This is a genomic window from Brevibacillus sedimenti (genome assembly GCF_020923495.1).
Classification (GTDB): Bacteria; Bacillota; Bacilli; order Brevibacillales; family Brevibacillaceae; genus Brevibacillus; species Brevibacillus aydinogluensis.
Map to the genome: position 1 here is coordinate 3,887,780 of NZ_CP064048.1, position 20,513 is coordinate 3,908,292.

The 20,513-nt window shown below is 48.9% G+C and carries 19 protein-coding genes; 2 read left to right on the forward strand and 17 right to left on the reverse strand.

Annotation, left to right across the window (positions count from 1 at the left end):
• Positions 1 to 78: 78 nt before the first annotated feature.
• The gene (locus IRT44_RS19100) at positions 79 to 792 is read right to left on the reverse strand and encodes a VanZ family protein (protein ID WP_230077205.1); all 714 of its coding nucleotides are present in this window, start codon (positions 790 to 792) and stop codon (positions 79 to 81) included.
• Positions 789 to 1,118 (reverse strand): PadR family transcriptional regulator, encoded by a 330-nt coding sequence (locus IRT44_RS19105; protein WP_171564463.1) that lies wholly within the window; start codon positions 1,116 to 1,118, stop codon positions 789 to 791. Before IRT44_RS19105 ends, IRT44_RS19100 begins: the two co-directional genes overlap by 4 nt.
• Positions 1,119 to 1,507: 389 nt before the next feature.
• Between IRT44_RS19105 and istA the strand changes: the two genes are divergently transcribed.
• Together istA and istB are read left to right on the forward strand one after the other, a co-directional pair.
• Positions 1,508 to 2,731 (forward strand): IS21 family transposase, encoded by a 1,224-nt coding sequence (istA, locus tag IRT44_RS19110; protein WP_008409807.1) that lies wholly within the window; start codon positions 1,508 to 1,510, stop codon positions 2,729 to 2,731.
• Complete coding sequence (istB, locus tag IRT44_RS19115; RefSeq protein WP_008409491.1) at positions 2,728 to 3,495, forward strand: IS21-like element helper ATPase IstB; 768 nt, start codon at positions 2,728 to 2,730, stop codon at positions 3,493 to 3,495. Before istA ends, istB begins: the two co-directional genes overlap by 4 nt.
• Before the next feature lie 1,173 nt (positions 3,496 to 4,668).
• Here istB and IRT44_RS19120 read toward each other — a convergent pair.
• From IRT44_RS19120 to IRT44_RS19190, 15 genes are all read right to left on the reverse strand, one after another.
• The gene (locus IRT44_RS19120; RefSeq protein ID WP_230077206.1) at positions 4,669 to 5,493 is read right to left on the reverse strand and encodes a nuclease-related domain-containing protein; all 825 of its coding nucleotides are present in this window, start codon (positions 5,491 to 5,493) and stop codon (positions 4,669 to 4,671) included.
• A 78-nt stretch (positions 5,494 to 5,571) separates the two neighbouring features.
• Positions 5,572 to 6,039, reverse strand: coding sequence for an SRA domain-containing endonuclease (locus tag IRT44_RS19125; protein WP_230077207.1), 468 nt, complete (start codon positions 6,037 to 6,039; stop codon positions 5,572 to 5,574).
• 293 nt (positions 6,040 to 6,332) lie between these two features.
• Positions 6,333 to 6,725: a VOC family protein gene (locus tag IRT44_RS19130; RefSeq protein WP_212132725.1), complete on the reverse strand. Its 393-nt coding sequence runs from the start codon at positions 6,723 to 6,725 to the stop codon at positions 6,333 to 6,335.
• Between the two features lie 127 nt (positions 6,726 to 6,852).
• Entirely contained in the window at positions 6,853 to 9,291 is a 2,439-nt protein-coding gene (locus IRT44_RS19135) for a DEAD/DEAH box helicase family protein (protein WP_230077208.1), read from the reverse strand.
• A complete protein-coding gene (locus IRT44_RS19140) occupies positions 9,291 to 9,614 on the reverse strand; it encodes a nucleoside triphosphate pyrophosphohydrolase (protein ID WP_230077209.1) in 324 nt (107 codons plus the stop codon). The genes IRT44_RS19135 and IRT44_RS19140 overlap by 1 nt, the downstream gene beginning before the upstream one ends.
• A 13-nt stretch (positions 9,615 to 9,627) precedes the next feature.
• Positions 9,628 to 10,011: an HIT family protein gene (locus IRT44_RS19145; protein ID WP_326838936.1), complete on the reverse strand. Its 384-nt coding sequence runs from the start codon at positions 10,009 to 10,011 to the stop codon at positions 9,628 to 9,630.
• A gap of 313 nt (positions 10,012 to 10,324) precedes the next feature.
• Entirely contained in the window at positions 10,325 to 11,014 is a 690-nt protein-coding gene (locus IRT44_RS19150) for a glycosyltransferase family 2 protein (RefSeq protein WP_171564469.1), read from the reverse strand.
• Entirely contained in the window at positions 10,980 to 12,455 is a 1,476-nt protein-coding gene (locus tag IRT44_RS19155; protein ID WP_230077210.1) for an alkaline phosphatase family protein, read from the reverse strand. Before IRT44_RS19155 ends, IRT44_RS19150 begins: the two co-directional genes overlap by 35 nt.
• Positions 12,452 to 13,399, reverse strand: coding sequence for an NAD-dependent epimerase/dehydratase family protein (locus IRT44_RS19160; protein ID WP_171564471.1), 948 nt, complete (start codon positions 13,397 to 13,399; stop codon positions 12,452 to 12,454). Before IRT44_RS19160 ends, IRT44_RS19155 begins: the two co-directional genes overlap by 4 nt.
• Complete coding sequence (locus IRT44_RS19165; protein ID WP_230077211.1) at positions 13,396 to 14,322, reverse strand: FTR1 family iron permease; 927 nt, start codon at positions 14,320 to 14,322, stop codon at positions 13,396 to 13,398. Before IRT44_RS19165 ends, IRT44_RS19160 begins: the two co-directional genes overlap by 4 nt.
• A 21-nt stretch (positions 14,323 to 14,343) precedes the next feature.
• Positions 14,344 to 15,840 (reverse strand): glycosyltransferase family 39 protein, encoded by a 1,497-nt coding sequence (locus tag IRT44_RS19170; protein ID WP_409978424.1) that lies wholly within the window; start codon positions 15,838 to 15,840, stop codon positions 14,344 to 14,346.
• A 36-nt stretch (positions 15,841 to 15,876) separates the two neighbouring features.
• Positions 15,877 to 16,641: a hypothetical protein gene (locus tag IRT44_RS19175; RefSeq protein WP_230077212.1), complete on the reverse strand. Its 765-nt coding sequence runs from the start codon at positions 16,639 to 16,641 to the stop codon at positions 15,877 to 15,879.
• A 42-nt stretch (positions 16,642 to 16,683) separates the two neighbouring features.
• Positions 16,684 to 17,859, reverse strand: a complete 1,176-nt coding sequence (locus IRT44_RS19180) for a hypothetical protein (RefSeq protein WP_230077213.1) — start codon at positions 17,857 to 17,859, stop codon at positions 16,684 to 16,686.
• Positions 17,860 to 17,963: 104 nt separating this feature from the next.
• A complete protein-coding gene (locus IRT44_RS19185) occupies positions 17,964 to 19,268 on the reverse strand; it encodes a UDP-glucose dehydrogenase family protein (RefSeq protein ID WP_230077214.1) in 1,305 nt (434 codons plus the stop codon).
• Positions 19,261 to 20,208: a lysylphosphatidylglycerol synthase transmembrane domain-containing protein gene (locus tag IRT44_RS19190; protein ID WP_230077215.1), complete on the reverse strand. Its 948-nt coding sequence runs from the start codon at positions 20,206 to 20,208 to the stop codon at positions 19,261 to 19,263. The genes IRT44_RS19185 and IRT44_RS19190 overlap by 8 nt, the downstream gene beginning before the upstream one ends.
• Positions 20,209 to 20,513 lie beyond the last annotated feature (305 nt).

The window sequence follows — 20,513 nt, forward strand, 5'->3', positions numbered from 1 at the left end:
AAAAGCCGAACAGGTGATCAGGTAAAACCCCTAACACTGCTCGGCCTCTTGGTCAACTATTGGAATATGTTAATTGCCTCATGCTATCGTTGGTTTTGTTTTTTTCGTCAACTTGGCGATGATTTTATTCATCAGCATCCAAAGAATAAACCCAACATACCCGCCGAATGTGTTCAAAATTAGATCATCAACATCAAAATATCCCAGCTTCGTAGTAACTTGGATAATCTCGATCGCCAAGCTAAATGCAAGGGAATAACCGAGAATTCTTAATGCGGATCTAGCTTTCGAAAACAGTACTGGCAGCAGCACACCGAAAGGCAGGAATATCAAAATATTTCCGAAGGTGTTGAAAAACCACGTATTAAAATTATAGTGCTCAAAATTCAGGAGATAGGTAATGATATTTTTAAATGGAACCAGGTTATAACGACTTGTGGGTTCAACACCCGAGGTTATTACATGCTCCCGAGAACTCAATCTAAACTCATCAAAAAAGAGTAGTTGAAGTACCACCGCAATGTAGATCAATAACCCGATCCAGGCGCACCCATTAATCCACTGCTTATAAGGAAAGATGGCTTTTTCCAAGCTCTTGCCAACTTTTTCCGTATCACCAAAAGCGTTAATTGCCATTTGTATAGACTCTGACTCCGAAAAACCTTTTGCTATATACTCCGCTTTTAACTGCGTAAGATGATCCAAAAATTCAGTGTAGAGTTCATGTTTTTCTTCTTCCGAGACATCAATGTTTGCAATGATTTTTTTAAGATATGAATCGAAAGGATTCATGCGAATTCCACCTTTCTGCATGCTTGAATAAGAAGATTTATCTGATTCCATGATCGTAATTTTTCTTGCAATTCCGCTTTCCCTTCGTTCGTAAGGGAGTAGAATTTCCTCCGTCCCGTTTCTTCATTCTCTACCCAATAGGATCTCAACAATCCCTTTTTCTCCAACCGTTTCAGAGCAGGATATAGCGTTCCCTGGCTCATCAAATATTCACCGTTACTAAGAGCCTTTAGCTGCTGGATAATGTCATATCCATATGTATCCTGCCGGCCAATAATAGAAAGAAGTAGGATATCAATACTCCCCTTTAATATCTCCTTATCCATATGTTTACACCTCCTGGTAGACATTGTATAGCAACATATGTCGCTTTACAAGGTAATACGGTAAAAAAATTTTGGTGAGCATTAAGCACTCCCAACGACTGAACGCAATAGAAATGATGTTCTCCAAGAGTCGCTCGGCCGTCCCCGGGGTAATCCCTGGGGTTTTTGTTTAGCAAATATAAATGGGGTGATTAGAATCGAAATTCTCGAAACAGTCAAAGCCACATTGTGGTAAAATAGGTGGAAGTTTTAATGTTTGTGAGGAGGTTACCCTATGTGTCACCGCCGGGATATAATTGACCCAGGTTCGCCGGAAAGAAAATGACCCACCCATAGCGAATATATCCCCTTCGTAATTAACGGCCAAGTTAATCTTCGGAGGGAGACACATGCTAAGGAGTGGGATAGTGATATCGTTACATACCATGAGGGCAGAAGGCAAGAGTATTCGTGAAATTGCCCGTCTAACGGGGCATTCTCGAAATACAGTTCGCCGATATCTCCGGGGTGAATTCTCCCCCGAAAAGGGAACCCGTAAATCTCGTGGTTCCAAGCTTGATCCGTATAAACCGTTCCTGCAGGAACGTCTTCAAGAAGGTATCTATAACTGCGAGGTTTTATTCGATCTTCTACGAGAAAAGGGGTATACCGGGGGACGTACCATCTTGAAAGACTATGTGAAGGACTTCCGTCCTCCCAAACAAGTTCCCGCTGTTCTTCGTTACGAGACGAAACCTGGTGAATATGCACAGGTCGACTGGGGACTGTGTGATTACGTAGATTTGGACGGTACAGTCCGAAAAGTGCCGGTATTTGTCATGGTATTGGGGTACTCTCGTTCCACCTATATAGAGTTCACTAAGCGTTGTGACATTCACAGCTTTCTTCGTTGCTTGATTCATGCTTTTGAATATTTTGGGGGCATCCCAAAGGTAATGCTGACCGACCAGATGAAAACCGTCGTACTGGGCATGGGAGATGATCGAAAACCTCGCTGGCATCCGCTTTTTGCCGACTTTGCTGCAGCGATTGGGCTTGTTCCAAAAGTATGCAAAGTTCGACGCCCCGAAACAAAGGGAAAAGTGGAACGAGGCGTTCAATACGTAAAAAACAACTTTCTTCCTGGCAAACGCTTCGTTGATTTACAGGATCTCAATCAACAAGCCCTACACTGGTGCGAGCGGATTAACCGCCGTATTCATGGAACAACCGGCGAACGTCCCATCGACCGACTCCGTGAGGAAAATCTGTCGCCTATCCCTTCAGCTGAACGATGGGAAAAATACTTGCATGAACCGAGACAGGTCAGCCGAGACGGATTTGTTAGCTACGATGGTGTACGATATGGGGTTCCATGGAGGTACAGTGGACGTGAGGGTACCGTGCGAGAAGTGAATGGGTGGGTGGAAATCTGGGCCGACGGCACATGTATTGCTCGACACCAAAAGGTCTATCGATCCCGTGCAACTGTTTTTTGTGAAAACCAGTATGCAGGTCTTACGACTGCTCAAGGATATGCCTATCCACGTCCGCAAGCCCGACAGATTTCATCGCAGCAAGTGGAAGTGCGTTCGCTGGATGTCTATGAGCAGCTGACGGGGGTGGGAGCATGATTGAACTGGAACAGGCACGGCTACGTCTTGAGGAACTTGGGCTTCAGCAAGCGGCTCTACTCTTGGATGCCCATTTGGAAGCGGCAAGTCATGGACAGCCCACCTATCTGTCCTTTCTCAACATGCTTCTAGATGCAGAGATAGCGGAACGTCAAAAACGGAATATGGAGGTACGCACCAAACTCGCACACTTGCCTTACCGAAAAACGCTGGAGGAGTTCGATTTTGCTTTCCAACCCAGCATTGACGAACGGTTGATTCGAGAGCTGGCCACGATGACTTTTGTAACCCGACACGAGAATGTCTTGTTCTTAGGGCCTCCCGGAGTAGGAAAAAGTCATCTGGCGGTGGCGTTGGCTGTAGAAGCCATCTCGCAAGGGATATCCGTTTACTTTGTCAGTCTCTCGCAACTCATCGAAGATCTGCGAAAAGCTTACACGGAAAACAGGCTGGATAAACGCCTACGCATCTATATTCGACCAAAGCTCCTGATTATTGACGAAATTGGTTACTTACCGTTTGACAGTTTGGCAGCTAACCTCTTTTTCCAGGTAGTAAGTGCAAGATACGAGAGAGGGAGTATTCTGTTGACCAGCAACAAGAGTTTCGGTGAATGGGGGGAACTGATGGGCGATCCGATACTTGCTACGGCTATCCTGGATCGGCTCTTACACCATTCCCACATCGTCAATATTAGGGGGAATAGTTACCGACTTCGTGAGAAGATGAGGACTGGAGCCTACGGCTCCCCCTCTACCACCTAACCAACAAAAAATCGCCGGGTGGGTCAATTCTAAACCGGCGATGGTGGGTCAAAATAAAGTCGGCGTTGACATATGTTCCGAAATAAAATTTATTGGATGTTACTCACTCCTTTTTTGGCAATTGCAGTAATACTGGCTTTTTGGTTACCTCCAAAACAAAAACCACTTACATTGCTTGTCGTAATCGTATTCTGGGCAGTGTATTATCTCTGGGATTCTTTCGACAAAAATCTTAAATCCAACAAACAACCATAATCTCCCTACACATTGGTTAATTACGATTTACCGGGGTGTGTAACCATTTTGTACAATTAATAGGCAAAGGCCATCGTAAATTGTTGAACAATTCCGTTCGTCATAACGTCGGTCATTTTAAGTGCTTGTGCTTCAATCCTGTCACTTAATGCAATGTTTTTCTACATAGTTTCCGGCGATACGGGCAGCCACTTCGCTGCTGAGCAGCCTCAAATGTTTATACAACATGTCTCTCCATTCCTCTGTGGACCATTAATTCTGCCCAGAAGGCAGCAATCTCATCCGCATTGCGAACCAACGTTTCTGGGCATCTACAGCTGCTGTGGTATTGCCTGTTTTCAGCGCCTGAACCAGTTCAGCCGCTATCGTAAAATGTCAGGCTCAACAAATCGCCAAGTCGTGCTGCGATTGCCTTTCCATAAAAAGGTTCAAGGGCGGCTGCAAAATCTGTGGGATTCCGAAGAAGCCTTTTAATGGTTTCATCCTTATCACGTTTGTGCTTATACCTACTTTGTAAAAAGATTGGCCGTTATTCGATCGTTTTCCGTTCTGGTTTCCCCTGTTCAGCAAGTGTGGCATTCGGTGTTTGATCATTATACCAATCAATATGCGCGCTGGATTCGTGTACTTGCAGGTGTAGTACTTGCCGTTGGAATTATCAGTGGAGTCGTACTCTGGATGATTGACGAGAGACACTTCTTTCTCACCCTCGTGTCCCCTCTGGTTTACTCTATTGTCAGCAGTATCTTAATGTATGGGTTTGCAGAAATCATTGAGATCCTGTATCGGCTCTACCAGCGATTCGATGCAGTGGATAGCATCAACAGATCTCTTGAACATTTACGTGAGACAAAATAGCCGCCAGTAAAAGGCGGCTTTTCTTATGACATACCCTTCATGTCCTTTCGCACAAGCGACTTATTTTTGGTGATCATAACAATAAATTTTTCCTTTAAATCGGGCGGGATTGGCCAAACAGTACTCTTTTACCTTTTGGGGCACTGGCTTGCCGCAGCCGGCGCACTTTGCCCGCTCATCACCTTTTGTTTGTTGAGCAGCAAGGCTGTTCCCTTTCAGACTGTCAGTATGCAATGCTCGAATTGCCGGATCGGTGATATTGGCTTGTTTTAACGCCAAATACATCTCGTCAATCTGCTCAGCCGTAAATTTGCTTTTCTTCTCTGTCAGTTTGACGTAGTTTATCTTTCGTTCAATGAATTCCGTCAACTCTATGTCATATACAATCAGGTCATTGGAAGAAATCTTCCGTAACGCTGGATCGACACTAAACGTAGCCCGTCTGGTAAATGAGATTAGGGAAACGATATCTTTTCGTGATGCGTTTGTAATCTTTCGTACGATTTCAATATGTCCATAATTTTGATGAAAAGGATTCATCATGGTAAATCGATTGTTAACGTTCCACTGTTTGTCGTCTCGCCCTCCTTTGATCTCCCCTTGATAATTCTTCGTCTCAATAACAAAAATGGCATACGGTGTAAGGAGTACGTGGTCAATCTGAGAATAGCCAGACTTCGCTGCTGGGTTTGTCACCAGAAGGTCAGCAAGATGCTTATACTCTTTTGGCATCTGGTCCAACTGAATATTTACCTTGTACTCACCGATTTCCCCTTTTCTCACAGATTTTTTCTGCTGCTCTTGTTTATTTTTATTTTGCGTCACCTTTTTCGTGGCAGGTTCCTCTTTTTTTGACTGAAAGAGACCAAGTATTTTGGATATCAAGAGTAACACTCCTTGGAGAAATGCTATTGCTGCTCCGTAAAATTTCAATCTCAATTCTCTTCTTATTTCGCTAAGTCATCACTTAAATGAACCCTTCTGAGGTAACTCCGCTTCGATCGGCATCAACTCAAACACAATTACTTTCCGATTTTGTCCCTTGTTGTCCTTGTCCTTTACCCTATATCCAACACAGAGTATCTGACCAACGTACTTCACATACCCGGTTCGGACGTACTCAAAGAGGTGTATATCCTTCCCGTCCTTTTCATGCTCTAAAATTGCTTTATTTCCCCTGATGAACTGCATATCCCCTTCTTGTCCTTCACCGGTATAGAGGAATATGCCATTTTCTGTCCAGCCATCTTTGTAGCCATATTCTTCTCCTCTGTCCCCTGTGAAGATCATGATAAAAGGGTGTTTCGAAGGTGTTGATATCCCACCGTATCGTTGGCCGCCATACATGTCATGCAAATCACGTCGACGATACTCTTTACCTGTCTTGAAAACGTCTACCATTTTACTTTGGGACTTATCTCGTAAATTCATCGCAGTCACTCCACAAAAAACGACATGATCTAGTAAAATTTTACACCAATAGTTTCAATAATAGTAGATCATTGGCCCCAACAATTCAATATCACTAGCATGTACGTACGTAAATCAGGGTGTTTCACATAAAAACTACTTGGGATAACCTCCTACTTTAGGATCACGAATCATCTCCCTCACCATTTCTGATCGCCCGCAACTGTAAACAAAAAAACATCAGGGATTTCTCTGATTCCAAAGAGAATTACCCTGATGTTTCTGCTCTTGTCCGAATCGGTCAAAGCGATGAGCTACTTTTCTTCGCCGACGTAGTTGGCAATCTCGATCAAATTCTGGTCGGGATCGCGCAGGTAGACAGAGAGGATCGGCCCTGTCGCTCCCGTCCGTCGCACCGGTCCTTCAACGATCTGCCCGCCGTGCGACACAATGTGGCGGATCACCTCGTCAAGCGGCGTCTCGGTGATAAAGCACACGTCGGCTGACCCCGGGGTCGGGTGCAGCGCTTTCGGTTCAAACTCCTTGCCCGCCTCATGCAGATTGATTTTCTGCTGCCCGAACTGTAGCGCCTTCCTGCCGTTGCCAAACGTGACCTCTTCCATTCCCAATATTGTCGTGTAAAAACGGACCGTCGCATCGATATCCTTGACGGTCAAGACAAAATGGTCCAAACGATCGATCTTCATTTGCTCCGCCTCCTGTCAAACTCTCACGTTTTTCCAAGGCGAGAAAAGGATGATGGTGGAGTTCGCCTGCTTCTTGCCGGCATAGCCACCGCCCCTTACTCGAGCAGTTCATCATGCATTCTCTCTTTCACTCTGCTCTTCCTGCTTTCTTTTCAAAATGGACGTGCAGCCGGTACAGACAAATATCTCTCGTCCAGCGGTAGAGAATGGGGCTGTCCTGGGGGTCGATATCGAAATTCAGGGAAAACACACCGTCGGTGAAAGCAACCAATCCCTTCGAGCTGCCGCTCCAATTGCTCATCGGCTTTTCGGCTATCAACTTGGCCACTTGTTCCTCGTTGTAGGTCCATAATTTCTGTGATGATTTGTCCGAGAAGTCAATCCGTTTGCGGAATTCCTTCTCCGTCAAATACCGATGAAAGAAAGGAGCAACCTCTCGCGGAGTCACGGAGTGATACCATCTTTGCTCTCCCCGATTCAGCATGTAAAGCAGGACGATCATTTTATAGCTTTTTGTCATTAAAGTCGCTTCGACTTCGTTGAGCCAATGCTCATATTTTCTCAGCAGTTCACTCTCCAGCTGACTTAATTGACCAGCCCAATCCAGAAAACGGATGTACGACGTAAATTCCTGTCTGTACGCACGGCTGTTTTCCCTGCCGTACAGATGAAGTTCCAGGTAGGTTGGAATCCGCCCCAAATCACGTTTGACTTCCTCAAAAGCCTGGAGAAGTTTTTCCTTGCGCGGCTGCCTTTTACGCGCCATTTCTTGCAGCAGGTTGATCACACCCGTTTCCAGTTCCATGCTGCAATTAAACGGTACGACAGGCTTGCAGTGATGATTCTTTCTTTCCGTACCCGTTCTTGTATCAAAAAGGGTCAGTTTCACATCCGCATTGCGATAGTTTCCAATCAAATCAATAATCGTGCAGTATTCTTTGGTCGGATACAAACGCAAGCCGCGGCCAACTTGCTGGGTAAAAATCGTTAACGATTCCGTCGGACGGACAAACAAGAGCGTATCCACCGAGGGGATATCCGTTCCTTCATTAAAAAGATCAACAGTAAAAATGACGTCCAGCTCTCCTTTTTCCATCTGGCGAATCGCCTCTGCCCGAGACATTTCCCTCGTCCTGGAGTGAAGGCTGAGCGCCCGAACACATTTAGCCCGAAAAAATGTACTCAAGAAATCCGCCTGACGGATTGAGGAGCAAAAGGCAAGCGTTCTGGTTTGCTTATGTTTGTTCCACGCCGCATATATTTTTGCCGCCATCTCTTCTTTGAGCTGTGCCTGTAACAGCTCTTCTTCGGCATAACGGTTGCCCAACCAGGTGATTTGCGAATAATCCGTATCGTCATACACGCCATAGTAGCGAAACGGAGCCAACCATCCTCGCTGCACTGCTTCGATGAAATCGAGCTGAAAGGCAACATTTCCGTCACAGATGGCGTATACGTCTTTCCCGTCTGTCCGATATGGCGTCGCGGTGATTCCCAGCAGGAAAGTGGGTTGAAAATAATCAAGCACTCGCCTGTATGAGTTCGCCGCAGCATGGTGAAACTCGTCCACGATAATCAGGTCGAACTCGTCTGGACGAAACCTTTCCAGATGCCGCTTTATGCTTAACGTGTAGATGGAGGCAAAAACGGAATCTGCTTGTCTTTCCTTTGTTTGGCCGTCATAGATCCCGCCGGTTCGTTCCGGCATCACTTCCGCAAAGGAACGGCGCGCCTGGTACAGCAGCTCTTCCCTATGGGCGATAAAGAGAACCCTGTTAAAGTTTCTTGCAAAAAAAGCAGCCAGATACGTTTTTCCCAGTCCGGTAGCCATAACCACCATCGCTTTGTCATAGCCTTCACTCATCGTTTTTTCCAATTCTTCGAGCGCGATTTGCTGAGCTGGACGCGGAACAATACCACCATAGGAAGCGACTGCTTCTTTCAGCACAAAAGAATCCCGTTTTTCGGCATCCTCGTATACCGGCATGGTTAGTTCAATCTCTTCCGTTTCCGTCCACGTCTTCACAAGGGAGGGATGAAGACGGTGATACTCCTCATACTCCCTTGCATAATCCATACAAGTCTCGCTGTTCAGGGGAACTGTCTGCTCATGGTAAAACAGGTGCATGAATCTGGTTTGCGCTTCTACAAATGTCATGGGTGCCGCCTTGGCCTGCATCGCCAGATTCCACTCGACGCCATACGTTAATGCGGACCGCGACAGATTGGATGAGCCAACAATCAAAACCCCATCGTTGTCTTCATATTGGAGGAGATACGCTTTGGGATGAAAAGATGTTCCGCCACTTCGCCACAGGCGTACCTCTATACGCGGGTCAATCTCAAGCAGTGCCTGCAGCGCATGTGGCTGCGTCACAAACAGGTAATCTCCAGCAAGCACCTTTACTTCTGCTCCATTCTCGATTGCCTCTTTCAAATGCGGCTCAAGCAGGCGAACACCGGAGTACATGACAAAAGAGGTGAGTATGTAAATGGAGGAAGCTTTCTTCATCTCCCTCGTCATTTCTGTAAACAGATTTTCCGTAATAAGTCTGACGTCTGCCATTAATCTTCTACCTCATGAAGAAACAGCTTTTGCTCGAATCCTCCCCGCTTCTCCGCTTTGGATCTGCGAATCTCTTCCAGATCCCTCGGGGAAGCTCCGTGAACACGGGCGAGCGCATATACGACTTCCAATACATCCGCCAGTTCTTCCAGACTTTCCCGATCGGATTGGGCAGTGCTGTACTCATCCAGCTCTTCCTGGCACTTTTCGCGGAGCTTGACCAGGTACTCATCATCTGATAATACGCTGGTCGTATATCGTTTACCGGTTGCTGCGATGATTTCCGGTATACGGTCTCGGATCAATTTGTTGTAGATCGGCATAATACATTCTCCTTTAGGGATACGGTACGAGATTGGGGATTGCTTTGCGGATTCCCCCACGCGGGTCGTCAATGTCTCCCTTGTAACGGGGAATCAAGTGTACGTGAAGATGCATCACTGTCTGTCCACCGTACTCCCCAACATTGACGCCGATGTTGTAGCCGTCGGGGATATATTCTCGATCTAGCAGTTCTTTTCCCTGCTTTATCAGCTCATGGATGGCCATGATCTCTTCATCAGCAGCGTCGAAGTAAGTGGCCACATGACGTTTGGGTACGATCAACAAATGGCCTCGTTGAACCGGGTATTTATCATAAAAGGCAATGGCTTTGTCGTTTTCCAGGATGATTTTAAGAGACTGTGTATCGCAGAAAGGGCATTTCATCATTATTACCATACATCCTCCTCACTCTTTATATGCTCTGATAACAAGTTTACCTTATCCGGCAGAAGTTTGGTGTCGTGATCAGCAGTCATCCAGATTACAGCCATTTTTCTTCTCACGAATTGCCTCAACACGAATGGAGCTGTGACCATTTTCCCTCACAATTCCTTATGAACAGCATAAACTGGCTTGCGCTGATATGACGGATTACCATGATGCGGCAACCGCTCAACCGTCCCCTGGTTAATCCCGGGGGTTTTTGTTAAATGATCGACAACAGCAAAAAACCCTTGATTTCTCAAGGGTTTGACGAGCGACAAGTTTGCTATTGTCTTCTCCATTCGCGCCAGATCGCAGGGAATACGTTGGTCACATACCCTTTGAAGGTGATAAATGACTCCCCGGTCTGACGGACTTTATAGGGGATATCCACTTCACGCAAGCGGTATCCCTTACGCAAAATATTCATCGTCATCACTTGGGCGTAATTGTAATCGTGAATGATCTCCAGGTCCCTAAGGACTGATCGGGAGAAGGCGCGAAAGCCTGTCTGTCCGTCCGTGATCCATTGACGCAAAAGGATGACCTGCAATGCGGTGAAAAAATAGTTTCCCAGCCTCCTGTGCAGCTTCATGCCTTTCACCCGTCGCATGAAGCGGGAGGCCAATACATAGTCTGCCTGGCCGTCAAGAATCGGGGCAACCACACGCGGGATATGGTCCGCCGGGTACTCGTCGTCCGCATCGATCATCACAGCCAAATCCGCGCCCAATTCATAGGCTTTCTTCAGACCTGCTCGTACCGCTGCGCCCAATCCCCGATTGGTGGAAAAGCGAAGGATGTGCTCTACTCCTGCTGCCTTGGCCACTTCCTCTGTCCGATCCGTCGAGCCATCGTTTACCACCAACACTTCCACCTGGACATCATGCTGAAAATGTCTGGGTACCTTGCCGATCACACGGGCAATCGATTCTTCCTCGTTAAATGCGGGGATGACGATGATCAGTTTTTTCATGCTGTGTTCCACCATCCTGTACAAACGCTTCGTGTAATACTGGTCCTCTCGCATGGTTTGGAATCGGGACACCCAAGAGCGCGCTGATCGTGGCAGCGACAGATACGATGCTGCGGAACTCGTTTACTCGTTGTCCCTGCTTGATCATGGGACCATGCATCATGAAAGGAACGAATCGCTCTCCTTCATCGAGATGCCCATGTCCGCCAATCCCGTTTCCTTGTCCGTGGTCAGCCATGACAATAAACGCCGTATCATCCAAAAGCCCACGCTCTCCCAGCCAGGTGTGGAAGTCTGCGATTAACTTGTCCGCTTCATGAATCTTTTGCAGATATTCGGGGTAATGCACCCCCCGGCTGTGCCCCGTTTGATCGACGGCAATCATCTGGACGATAAACAGATCCGGTTGTTCTCGTTCATAGATCACTTTTGCCTGATTCATAATCTTGTGGTCAACGATATCGTTGTGTGAAACAGCCGTGAAACTCTCCACATCATCACCGAACGCATCAATCAGATGGGCGCAGCCGAACAGAATGCCTTTTTTCCCTTGCTTCTTCAACACATCGAAAATACTCTCCACCTTCACCCCAAGGCTCCACACCATGTTGGATCGGATGCCGTGCTCACGTGGATACGTCCCTGTGAACATGGAGGAGAAGCATGTCACGGTCCGGGCAGGATAGATCGTCTCCATCGTCTCATAAACTGTACCTTCCCGCATGAGTTGATGAAGGAATGGCGCATCCGCCTGATACAGCTTGTCCTTTCGGCAACCGTCAATCACCACGATCACCACTCGCTTGGCCAGGGGTTTTTCAGGAAGCTCATTTGGCGTGACATAATGCGGATACTCCTTGGGCTTCCAGTTAAACAGGAAACGATGAACCAGGTACGCGTACACGGCCAATATGATCGTGAAAACGAGTACCTTTCCTCCCGTTCCTCCCCCCGGCTCCGCCTGATAAAGCGCCGTAAACAGGATCAATTGCAGGGTGAATTTCGGTACCTGCTCCAGTACATTGCCGCTCGTCGAATCACTGTTGATCAAAAAGAGCCGCCATATCCGCAAAAAGTTCCACCAGGTGGTCCCGATCCGCAGGTGATAGTAAAGCGTTCCCCAGAAAAAGACCGTAAAAAACACGTACATACCAAGCGCAAACCAGAGGAGATTTCCATCCACTACCCCAAACAGGATGCCGCCCGCAAGCAGGGGAACCAGCAAAAACCAGCGCAGATGAAGCGGAAAATCAAACAAATAATACACCACAAAAACAGGCAGCATGTATACAAAAGCATGGAAAAAGGACGCTGCCTGCAGATCCGTCGCGTGGTACATCAAAAAAACGCCAAGCACAAACACGGGTGTGAATGTCTTGCCTTCGTTCAAGACATTCCAGCATCGTGCCATGACAACCTCGATTGCGGAAGCCTTCTTCATCTCTTCACTCCTTCCTCCCAAAACCAGTCAGCAAACAACCGGATTCCCTCTGAAAGCGATACCTGTGCTCGAAATTCCAGCTCCTGCTCGGCACGGGTCGTGTCAGCCCACGTGAGCGGCACATCGCCGGCAGGAAGGTCTCTCCACTCAATCACGGCACGTTTGCCTATTGCCTTCTCCAGTTCTGCCACCAGTTTCTCCAACGGAACCACGCACCCATTCCCCAGGTTATAGGTTCGATTCACAGCTTGGGGACGAAAGCAGGCGCGGACAATGCCGTCGGCAATATCTGACACATAGGTGTAGTCTCGTCCCATTGCGCCCCGGTACAAGGTAATCGGTTCTCCATTCATCATCTTCATGACAAATTTCCAGAGAGCCATGTCCGGTCGTTGCTCGGGGCCGTACACCGTAAACGGGCGAACGATCGTCACAGGCAGATGATACAGCCTCTGATAGGTGCGGCAGTACATCTCGGCCGCTGCCTTCGCTGCGGCATAAGGCGAGACAGGCTGCAGCTCATCATCCTCCCGGCAAGGACGATTGACAGCCGGTCCGTATACGGAGGAAGAGGAAGCAAAGACAAACCGGGATACTCCGAACTGAGCAGCCAGGGAAAGTACATGAACCGTCCCCTTCACATCCACGTCCACGTACTTGGCAGGATGGACAAGCGACGGTTGAACCCCCGGCATGGCAGCGAGGTGAATCACGCGATCAGGCTGAAAAAAATGAAATACCTTTTCCAACTCCGAAAAGGTAAGGATATCGACATGGCGCCATTGCACATGCGGCAACTTCAACAGCTTGTTCAGGCGCTCCTTTTTCCATTTGGGATCATAGTAGGGGTCGAGTGAATCCACGATGAGAACCTGATGATCGTGAAGTTTTTCCACGACATGGGAGCCGATAAAACCGGCTCCCCCTGTAATTAATACCTTCATGCTTTTACTTCCTTTGTCTGTACAGTCTGTTCACGTGTCTTCCCTTGCGGCAGTTCAGGTTTCTGCTCTCCGCGACCGCGCAGCAGCAAATACAATACCAGGAAATATCCCCAATAAATCAAGAACTCTTCGAGCGAAGGTGAGGACGAGTACCCGAACAGCGCCTTCAGGAAAATACCGACCTGCCCGGAAATGAGCGGTTCTTGACCGTGATCCCGGATGTAATGTTCTTCATCGATGGGATGCTCCGGCATAAACCACGTCAGATCATACAATTGCGGCGCCACAGAGCCGATGACATGCATGTCCTGAAGGATGGAAACCCCTTGGACGATTAAACCGGCGGCAATCAGGACAATAAATACACCCGTAATCTTGAAGAACGTCTTGAGCTGAATCCGCATCGTACCTTTGAAAAAGAAGTAGGTCACGACAGCAGCCAGAAGGATACCGGCAAACGAGCCCCATGTCTGCATGGCTTTGCCGATGTCTCCGCCCGTAATCGCGGCGAAGAAAAAGACGGTCTCCACACCTTCGCGAAGAACGACGAGAAAAGCGTGAACCACCATGCCGACGACATTACCGGTGGTAATAAACTGGCTGTATTTTCCCTGCAACTTGCCGGAGACTTCCTTGGATTGCTCCGCCATCCAGAACACCATTTGGGTCAGCAGCGCTCCGGAAACGAGCATGATCCCTGCTTTCATATAGTTCTGGGAACCCATTGAGGCGAACCCGTCCAGCACGACCTGGAAGAGCAGTGCCATCCCCAAAGAGGCAACAATCGCGAGCGATGCGCCGAGCCAGACGTGTTTGACGTACTCCGGATGATCTACCCGCTTCAGATACGAGGTAATAATTCCGACGATTAACAATGCCTCCAGCGCTTCTCGAAAGGTAATCAAAAATGCTTGCAATTCCACCCCGTTCACCTCCGCATGCTGTCATGAACCTGCTGGCTGCTGCCCGGTCTTGATCAGTCTGATCCACTCTTGTCTTTTATCCTGACGAACTTCGTACAAGACGATGTCATGGTACGTGGGATAGAGCCACTCACTTCCCCGAAATCGGGCTGCTTCCTTCACATATTCCTTCAGCTGTTCATTGTGAAATCCGTCCAATACACGATCTGTCAAATAAACATGATCGGGCAGCACGGAATACGCAAGGATGGAGGCCTGAAAATCGGACCACTTCCTGAGCCGGACAGTTGTAACAGAAGGATAAAGGTAACGTATGACGCGTTCTTCTTCATACGTATAAATGATACTCGATTCACCACGATCAGCTTGTGCCACATAATGGGCGAGTTGCGCCATTGGTGAATCCGTCACCGGCTGCTCACGGACCTGGATGACACCCACGGCAGCCGTACTTGCGGCCAGCGCGGTCAACAAGATGGGGGAGAATCGCCTCCACTGCTGCAAGCCCCAGACAATGCCCCAGATCAATGGAATCATCAATGGCAGGATATGACGAGGCTTCTCGACATTCTGGGCAAAAAAGGCCCAGAGGAGATAGGGAACGATCCACAGGAAAAGCAACACGATGTGTTCCTTGTTCCCCGTCTGCAGCCAGCGCGTCTTTCCTGCCGCTATTCCACCCCCCGTGATTCCCGCACAAACAAGAACCAGGATGAGATAGCTGAACCATGAGTTCTGCTCGTTCCACGGCGCACCCAGCCCGGCGGCAAACCACTGCCGCCCAATCCAATAGAGAAGTCGCTCTCCCGCATGGCTTCCTGTGTACGCTCCTCCCCAATCGGAAAAATGACCTTCTGTGAATGCTGCTGCCAACCTCCAGAAACCTGTGAGGCTTCCCACATTCAGCACCAATCCGTACAGCCACAACAGATTGACCAATAATGAAGAAACGATTGCACTGACAACATCGCCGTACCGCCGGGTATCCCTGCCGTACACGTACAATGCCCAGGCAAACACGGCTCCCAATGGCAGGTACGAGATCCTCACGCCGTACAATAAGCCCAGCAGGATTCCCGAGAACACCAGTACCAGTGCCCGCTTTTTCTCCGCCAAACCAGGGTCAACCACAACCAATGAGGCAGCTACGAGCCAGACAGCCAGCAAATTACCGAAGCTGTCCGAAAGCGGTTGGGTTCCCAAGACCATGCCAAGCGGGTTTACTGCCCAAAGAACCGCCACCCAGACAGCTGTCCGCTGACGGCTGCACCGCTTGACAATCGAATACAGCGGGAACACTGTGCAAGCGTTCGCAAGAGCAGACAGAAGGGACAGCGCCAAAAACGGATTCGCGATCAAACGCGCGAAGCCAATGGCAATCAACATGTATACCGGATAGCCGGGAAAATGCGGCTGCATCAGCGACAGATCGTAATTGTCCACGCCAAGGGCGAAGTCAACATCATCCCACCCAGCCGGTCCATGTGCCAGAAATGGCAGGCGGATCACAAAGGCCAAGCACGCGATTCCAAACGGAAGCAGGACATTCATCTCTTATGTGCGCCGTTTTTGCATCGTGCGAACAACGATGAACAAGATCACGAGCACGATCAGGACAAGCGGCAGCCAATTCTTTAGATTGTCTGTTATGGTGGAGGTATCATTTCCCAATTCATTTCCCGGACCTTGCCCAGGTGTGAAATGCCCCACTTTCAATTCAGGCATGTTGAAACATGTCTGAAGGCTTTGCAAGATCTCATCCTTGTGAGTGATGAACGCCTGCTGATCCGGTTCCTTCACGCCAACCCCGAACAGCCCGGGATTCCCCAACGCCTGCAGTGTCAGATCAAAACTTTCCCGTACTTTCTGATCCAATGCCGCATCTTTTCCCTTGATGACAGGGGAAAGGGCATCATAGGTAGCCAACGCTTTGGCAAGCAGCAGTTTGCTCTGCTGATAGTTGGCGAATTCCTTCTCCGCGCTTTCCAGGCGCCTTGCAACGTTTAACACAAGCGTCTTCTGGTACGCACTGATTGCAGCCTGTTTATCCTGGGCCTGCAACGCTTGCGTGATCGCCTGACTCGGCTCCGGCCCCATGTGCATGTCCAGTTCCTGTTTGATGCTCTCAAAGGTCTTGGAAGCTCCTGCGTAGTCAGCCGGCGTTTGATTCAGTTTTGCTACGACTTGTTTGTAGTTCTCTGCCACAGCCTCTTCGTTTGGATTGCCGTATGAATACGCGAACGCCGCATGCGGCACAAGCGTAAACACCGCCAATAACAAAGCAAAGAGGGAGGACATGAACTTACGTGCATAAGACATTACCCAGCCCCCCTGCAAATCCACTTTTCTTATTCTGTTACATTATTTCCCGTATTTTTCAAGCAAGTCGAGCACAGGCTTGATCTGTTTGAAACTCTCATCTGCTTTTGCCTTGTCCTGAGCTTTTACGGCGTCAAGATACTGCTGCGCAAGTTTCTGGAGGGCATCCGCTTTCTCCGCACTGCCGAGAGCCTTCGGCAGATCCGTCTTGATCATATCGATGAACAGAGCTCCTTCGAGCGCGGTGATTGCTGCCTTGTCGTTGCCCCAGTTTTCAACAGACGCTTCATATTCACTCTTGGCTGTCTTCGCAATCGCGCGCACATACGCTTGATTGATTGTGTCGCCTTTGACGTTTTTCACGTCGTTGGAGAGATCGAACTGGCTGTTAATGAAATCGGCATCTTTTTTGTCGTGTTTCTCCAGGTAGGACTGTAGGGATTGGAAAAACGCCCAGCCTTCTGCCTGACCTACTCTCGCGTCATCCGCCTTGCCTTCTTTCACCAGTTTCTCAATCTTGTAGGCGTATCCTTTTTCAGCGCCCGATGCCAGGTAGAATGCTTTCATGATGGATTTGTCGACGACTTGCTTGCCAAGGTTAAACGCGAGATTGTCGCCTTTTTCAATGGCGCCTTCCATCTCGGCAAAACCAGCGTCAATTGCGCTGACGAGTTGTGTTTCATACGCATTGTCGCGCTTCTCGATCATCGCTTTCAGCACGCCGTTATAATATTCTTTTGCTTCGCCCAATTCTTTTTTCGCTTCGTCTTTGTTGGCGAATTGATCATTTGCTCCCTTGAACTCGTTGCGAATGGAAAGGAACGCTACTTTTTGCAGCAATTTATCGCCGATCTGGGCAACAACTTTTGCCGGCAGCTGACCGTCCTTGCCTGCGTTCAAAGCAGCAGTGATTTGTTCATTTACTTGTGCACTGTTCGCTTCATCCATGGATTGAACATGAGATTTTAATTTTTCGTCGTACAGTTTGATCGCTTTGTCCCAATCCACTTGTTCTGCTTTCAAGACTCCTACCAGTTCTTTGGTTGCACCGACAAGATCAGCAACCGCAGATTTCCTGGCCTCCTCTTGCGCAGCCGGTTGTTGTGTCGTTTGGGTCTGCGCATTGTCTTGAGGCTGCGCCGCAGGCTTGTCACCGCATCCAGCAAGCAGCAGGCTCATGACCAAAGCAGTCGTGGAAAGAACTTTTACCGGTTTCATGTTACGAGGTCCCCCTAAGGTGCGTTTTATTGATAATCATTATCACTCTCAGCAAAACTCATTGTAAAGATAATGAGACTCGTTGTCAATTAGCAAAGAAAAAATTATCGGCCAATCGCTATATAATCGAACCCCATCTGCTCCAGTTTCGCTCGTTGATAAAGAGAGCGAAAATCAAACATAACCTTGCGCGACAAGGCCTGAGCTACTCTGTCCAAATCAAGTTGGCGAAACGATGGCCAATCTGTGACGATTACGATTCCGTCCTGGCCGGCCGCTGCTTCATACTCGTCTTCGGCGTAGAGACACCCATCTCCCCACAACTGCCTGGCCTCATCCAGCGCCTGCGGATCATACAGCGTCAGTTCTGCCCCCAACTGCAGCAGTTGGTTGATGATGGGAATTGCCGGGGATTGGCGCATGTCGCTGGTTCCCCCTTTGAAGGCTGTTCCCAGCACGCCAAGTTTGATGCCGTCCAGGGTGTTGTAATAATCACTGATCTTTTGGACAGCGTAGCGATGCTGCATGTGGTTGCTCTCCATCACTGCTTCGATGATCGGCAGGGGCATCCCCCTCTCGCGGAAAAAGTGCGCAAAGGCTGCCGTGTCCTTTGGCAGGCAGGAGCCCCCGTAACCAGGACCCGGTTGAAGATAAGCCGGACCAATACGAGGGTCCTGGCCAATCGCCCGAGCGATTGTCAAGACATCTGCACCGGCCAGATCACACACTCTGGAAATCTCGTTGATAAACGCTACCTTCATCGCCAGAAAGCTGTTTGCGCTGTATTTGATCATCTCTGCTGTCTGAAAGTTGGTATAGATAAACGGTACCTCGCGTTCAATCAACGGCTGATAGATGCGCTGCAACCGTTCGATTGGAACAGAACGATCCGTCCCGATCACAACGCGATCAGGCTTCATAAAGTCGGCGATGGCCGATCCCTCCCGCAAAAATTCAGGGTTGGTCGCCACCTCAAAAGAACAAATGCCCGCCAGCCGTTCCCCGAGAAATTCCTTCACTCGCTGGGTCGTGCCCGGCGGGACTGTGCTCTTGATCACGATCAGTTTGTCTTCCGTCATGTGTTCGCTGATGGTGGACACGGCTGCGAACAGGTCGGACAGTTCGACGCTGCCATCAGGGAGACTGGGGGTTCCCACCGCGACAAAAATGACATCAGCGGATCGAATCGCAATGGAAGCATCGGGTGTAAACGTCAACAGTCCCTTCTGCATACTCTGGGCCATCCATTCTTCCAGTCCCGGTTCGTAGAAAGGAACCTGCCCTTTGTTCAGCGATTCGATCTTCTCCTTGTCCACATCGGTACAAACGACAGGCCATCCAAAAGCAGAAAGGCCGACCGCTGTTGTCAATCCGACATAACCCGCTCCTAACACGGCAACCTTATCCATTGCTCTCACCTCTGTTCCGATTCTTGCTGATCCAACTTCTCAATTCGCTCCATGGTATGGGGAGAGCGATCCACGCCCACAGCCCTGCCAGATAGGAAAAGGCAAACTTCCATCCGTGCGTCAGCAATGCCACCTCGTATGCTTGCTGCCAGCCCACACCAGCAGTCACCAGCGAAAACGTCATGACACTCTCATACGTACCCAACCCGCCAGGCGTAAAATGAAACAGCTGCCCTGCGATCGTCATGCTGTTTACCCAGAGACCTTTCAGTACGGAAAGATCGATGGACAAGGCATTCGTCACTCCCAGCACAACAAACGCTTCCAGCCCCCAGCTGGCAGCAATCGCCGCACAGATGAACCATCCTTTGGGGCCCGTAAAGGCTGTTTTGACGATCTGCACATGTTTTTTCAGCAAGGGCTTTTTCATCCCCCAGCGGAGCAAAACAACCAGACCTGCTGCCCCGATACCAGCGACCAGAAACAGAGTCGTCCACGTGTATGCAAGCCCCATCCAGAAGACGCCGATCCCCGCATATGCCGCCAGTACCAACAGATCAAGCGATCGCATCACCACGACAGAATGCAGGGATTCATCCCACTGCACATCCTTTTCTTTCGCCAGCAATCCAATTCGCACGGCGTCCCCTGCCTTGACGGGCAAAACGTGATTGATGAACAAACTGTAGAATTGCGCATACAAAAAGACAGAAAACGCGACATCCTTATTCACATACCATTTCCAGGCAAACGCTCTGAGACAAAAGGCCATCCCGTAGAGGAGCGCCATCCCCGCAAGCGTAAACGGATGGTGAAGCAATGTGAGGAGCTGTCTGTTTATCGCCTTCAGATCCAAAAAGAACACGCACAATCCCACAAATGCGGCAAACAACATCAGTTTACACACAAAAAAAAGCAGACGCTTCCCCATACTCATCATGTCCCTCTTCCCGCCTGGAGGTTTACGCACTTCCGTATTTCCAACAGAAAGATTATAAAGATCATAAAGGCAGTTCGCAATGATTCTCAGCTTCCCCCTGATTTTTCCGCCGGACCATAAAAAAACCCCCTGCGTTCCCAGGGGTTACAGTCTGTAGACAAAGTCCGCGGTGTCATGTGTGATGGTTTCCGCTCAAATCTCGCTGGCACATTGTATTGGTCACTTTGTGGGAACGTACGAGTTTGGTAACAGGAAATTCAGAGTGAAATGCATTGAATTTGTGCGGGAGAATAAAATGAACGGAT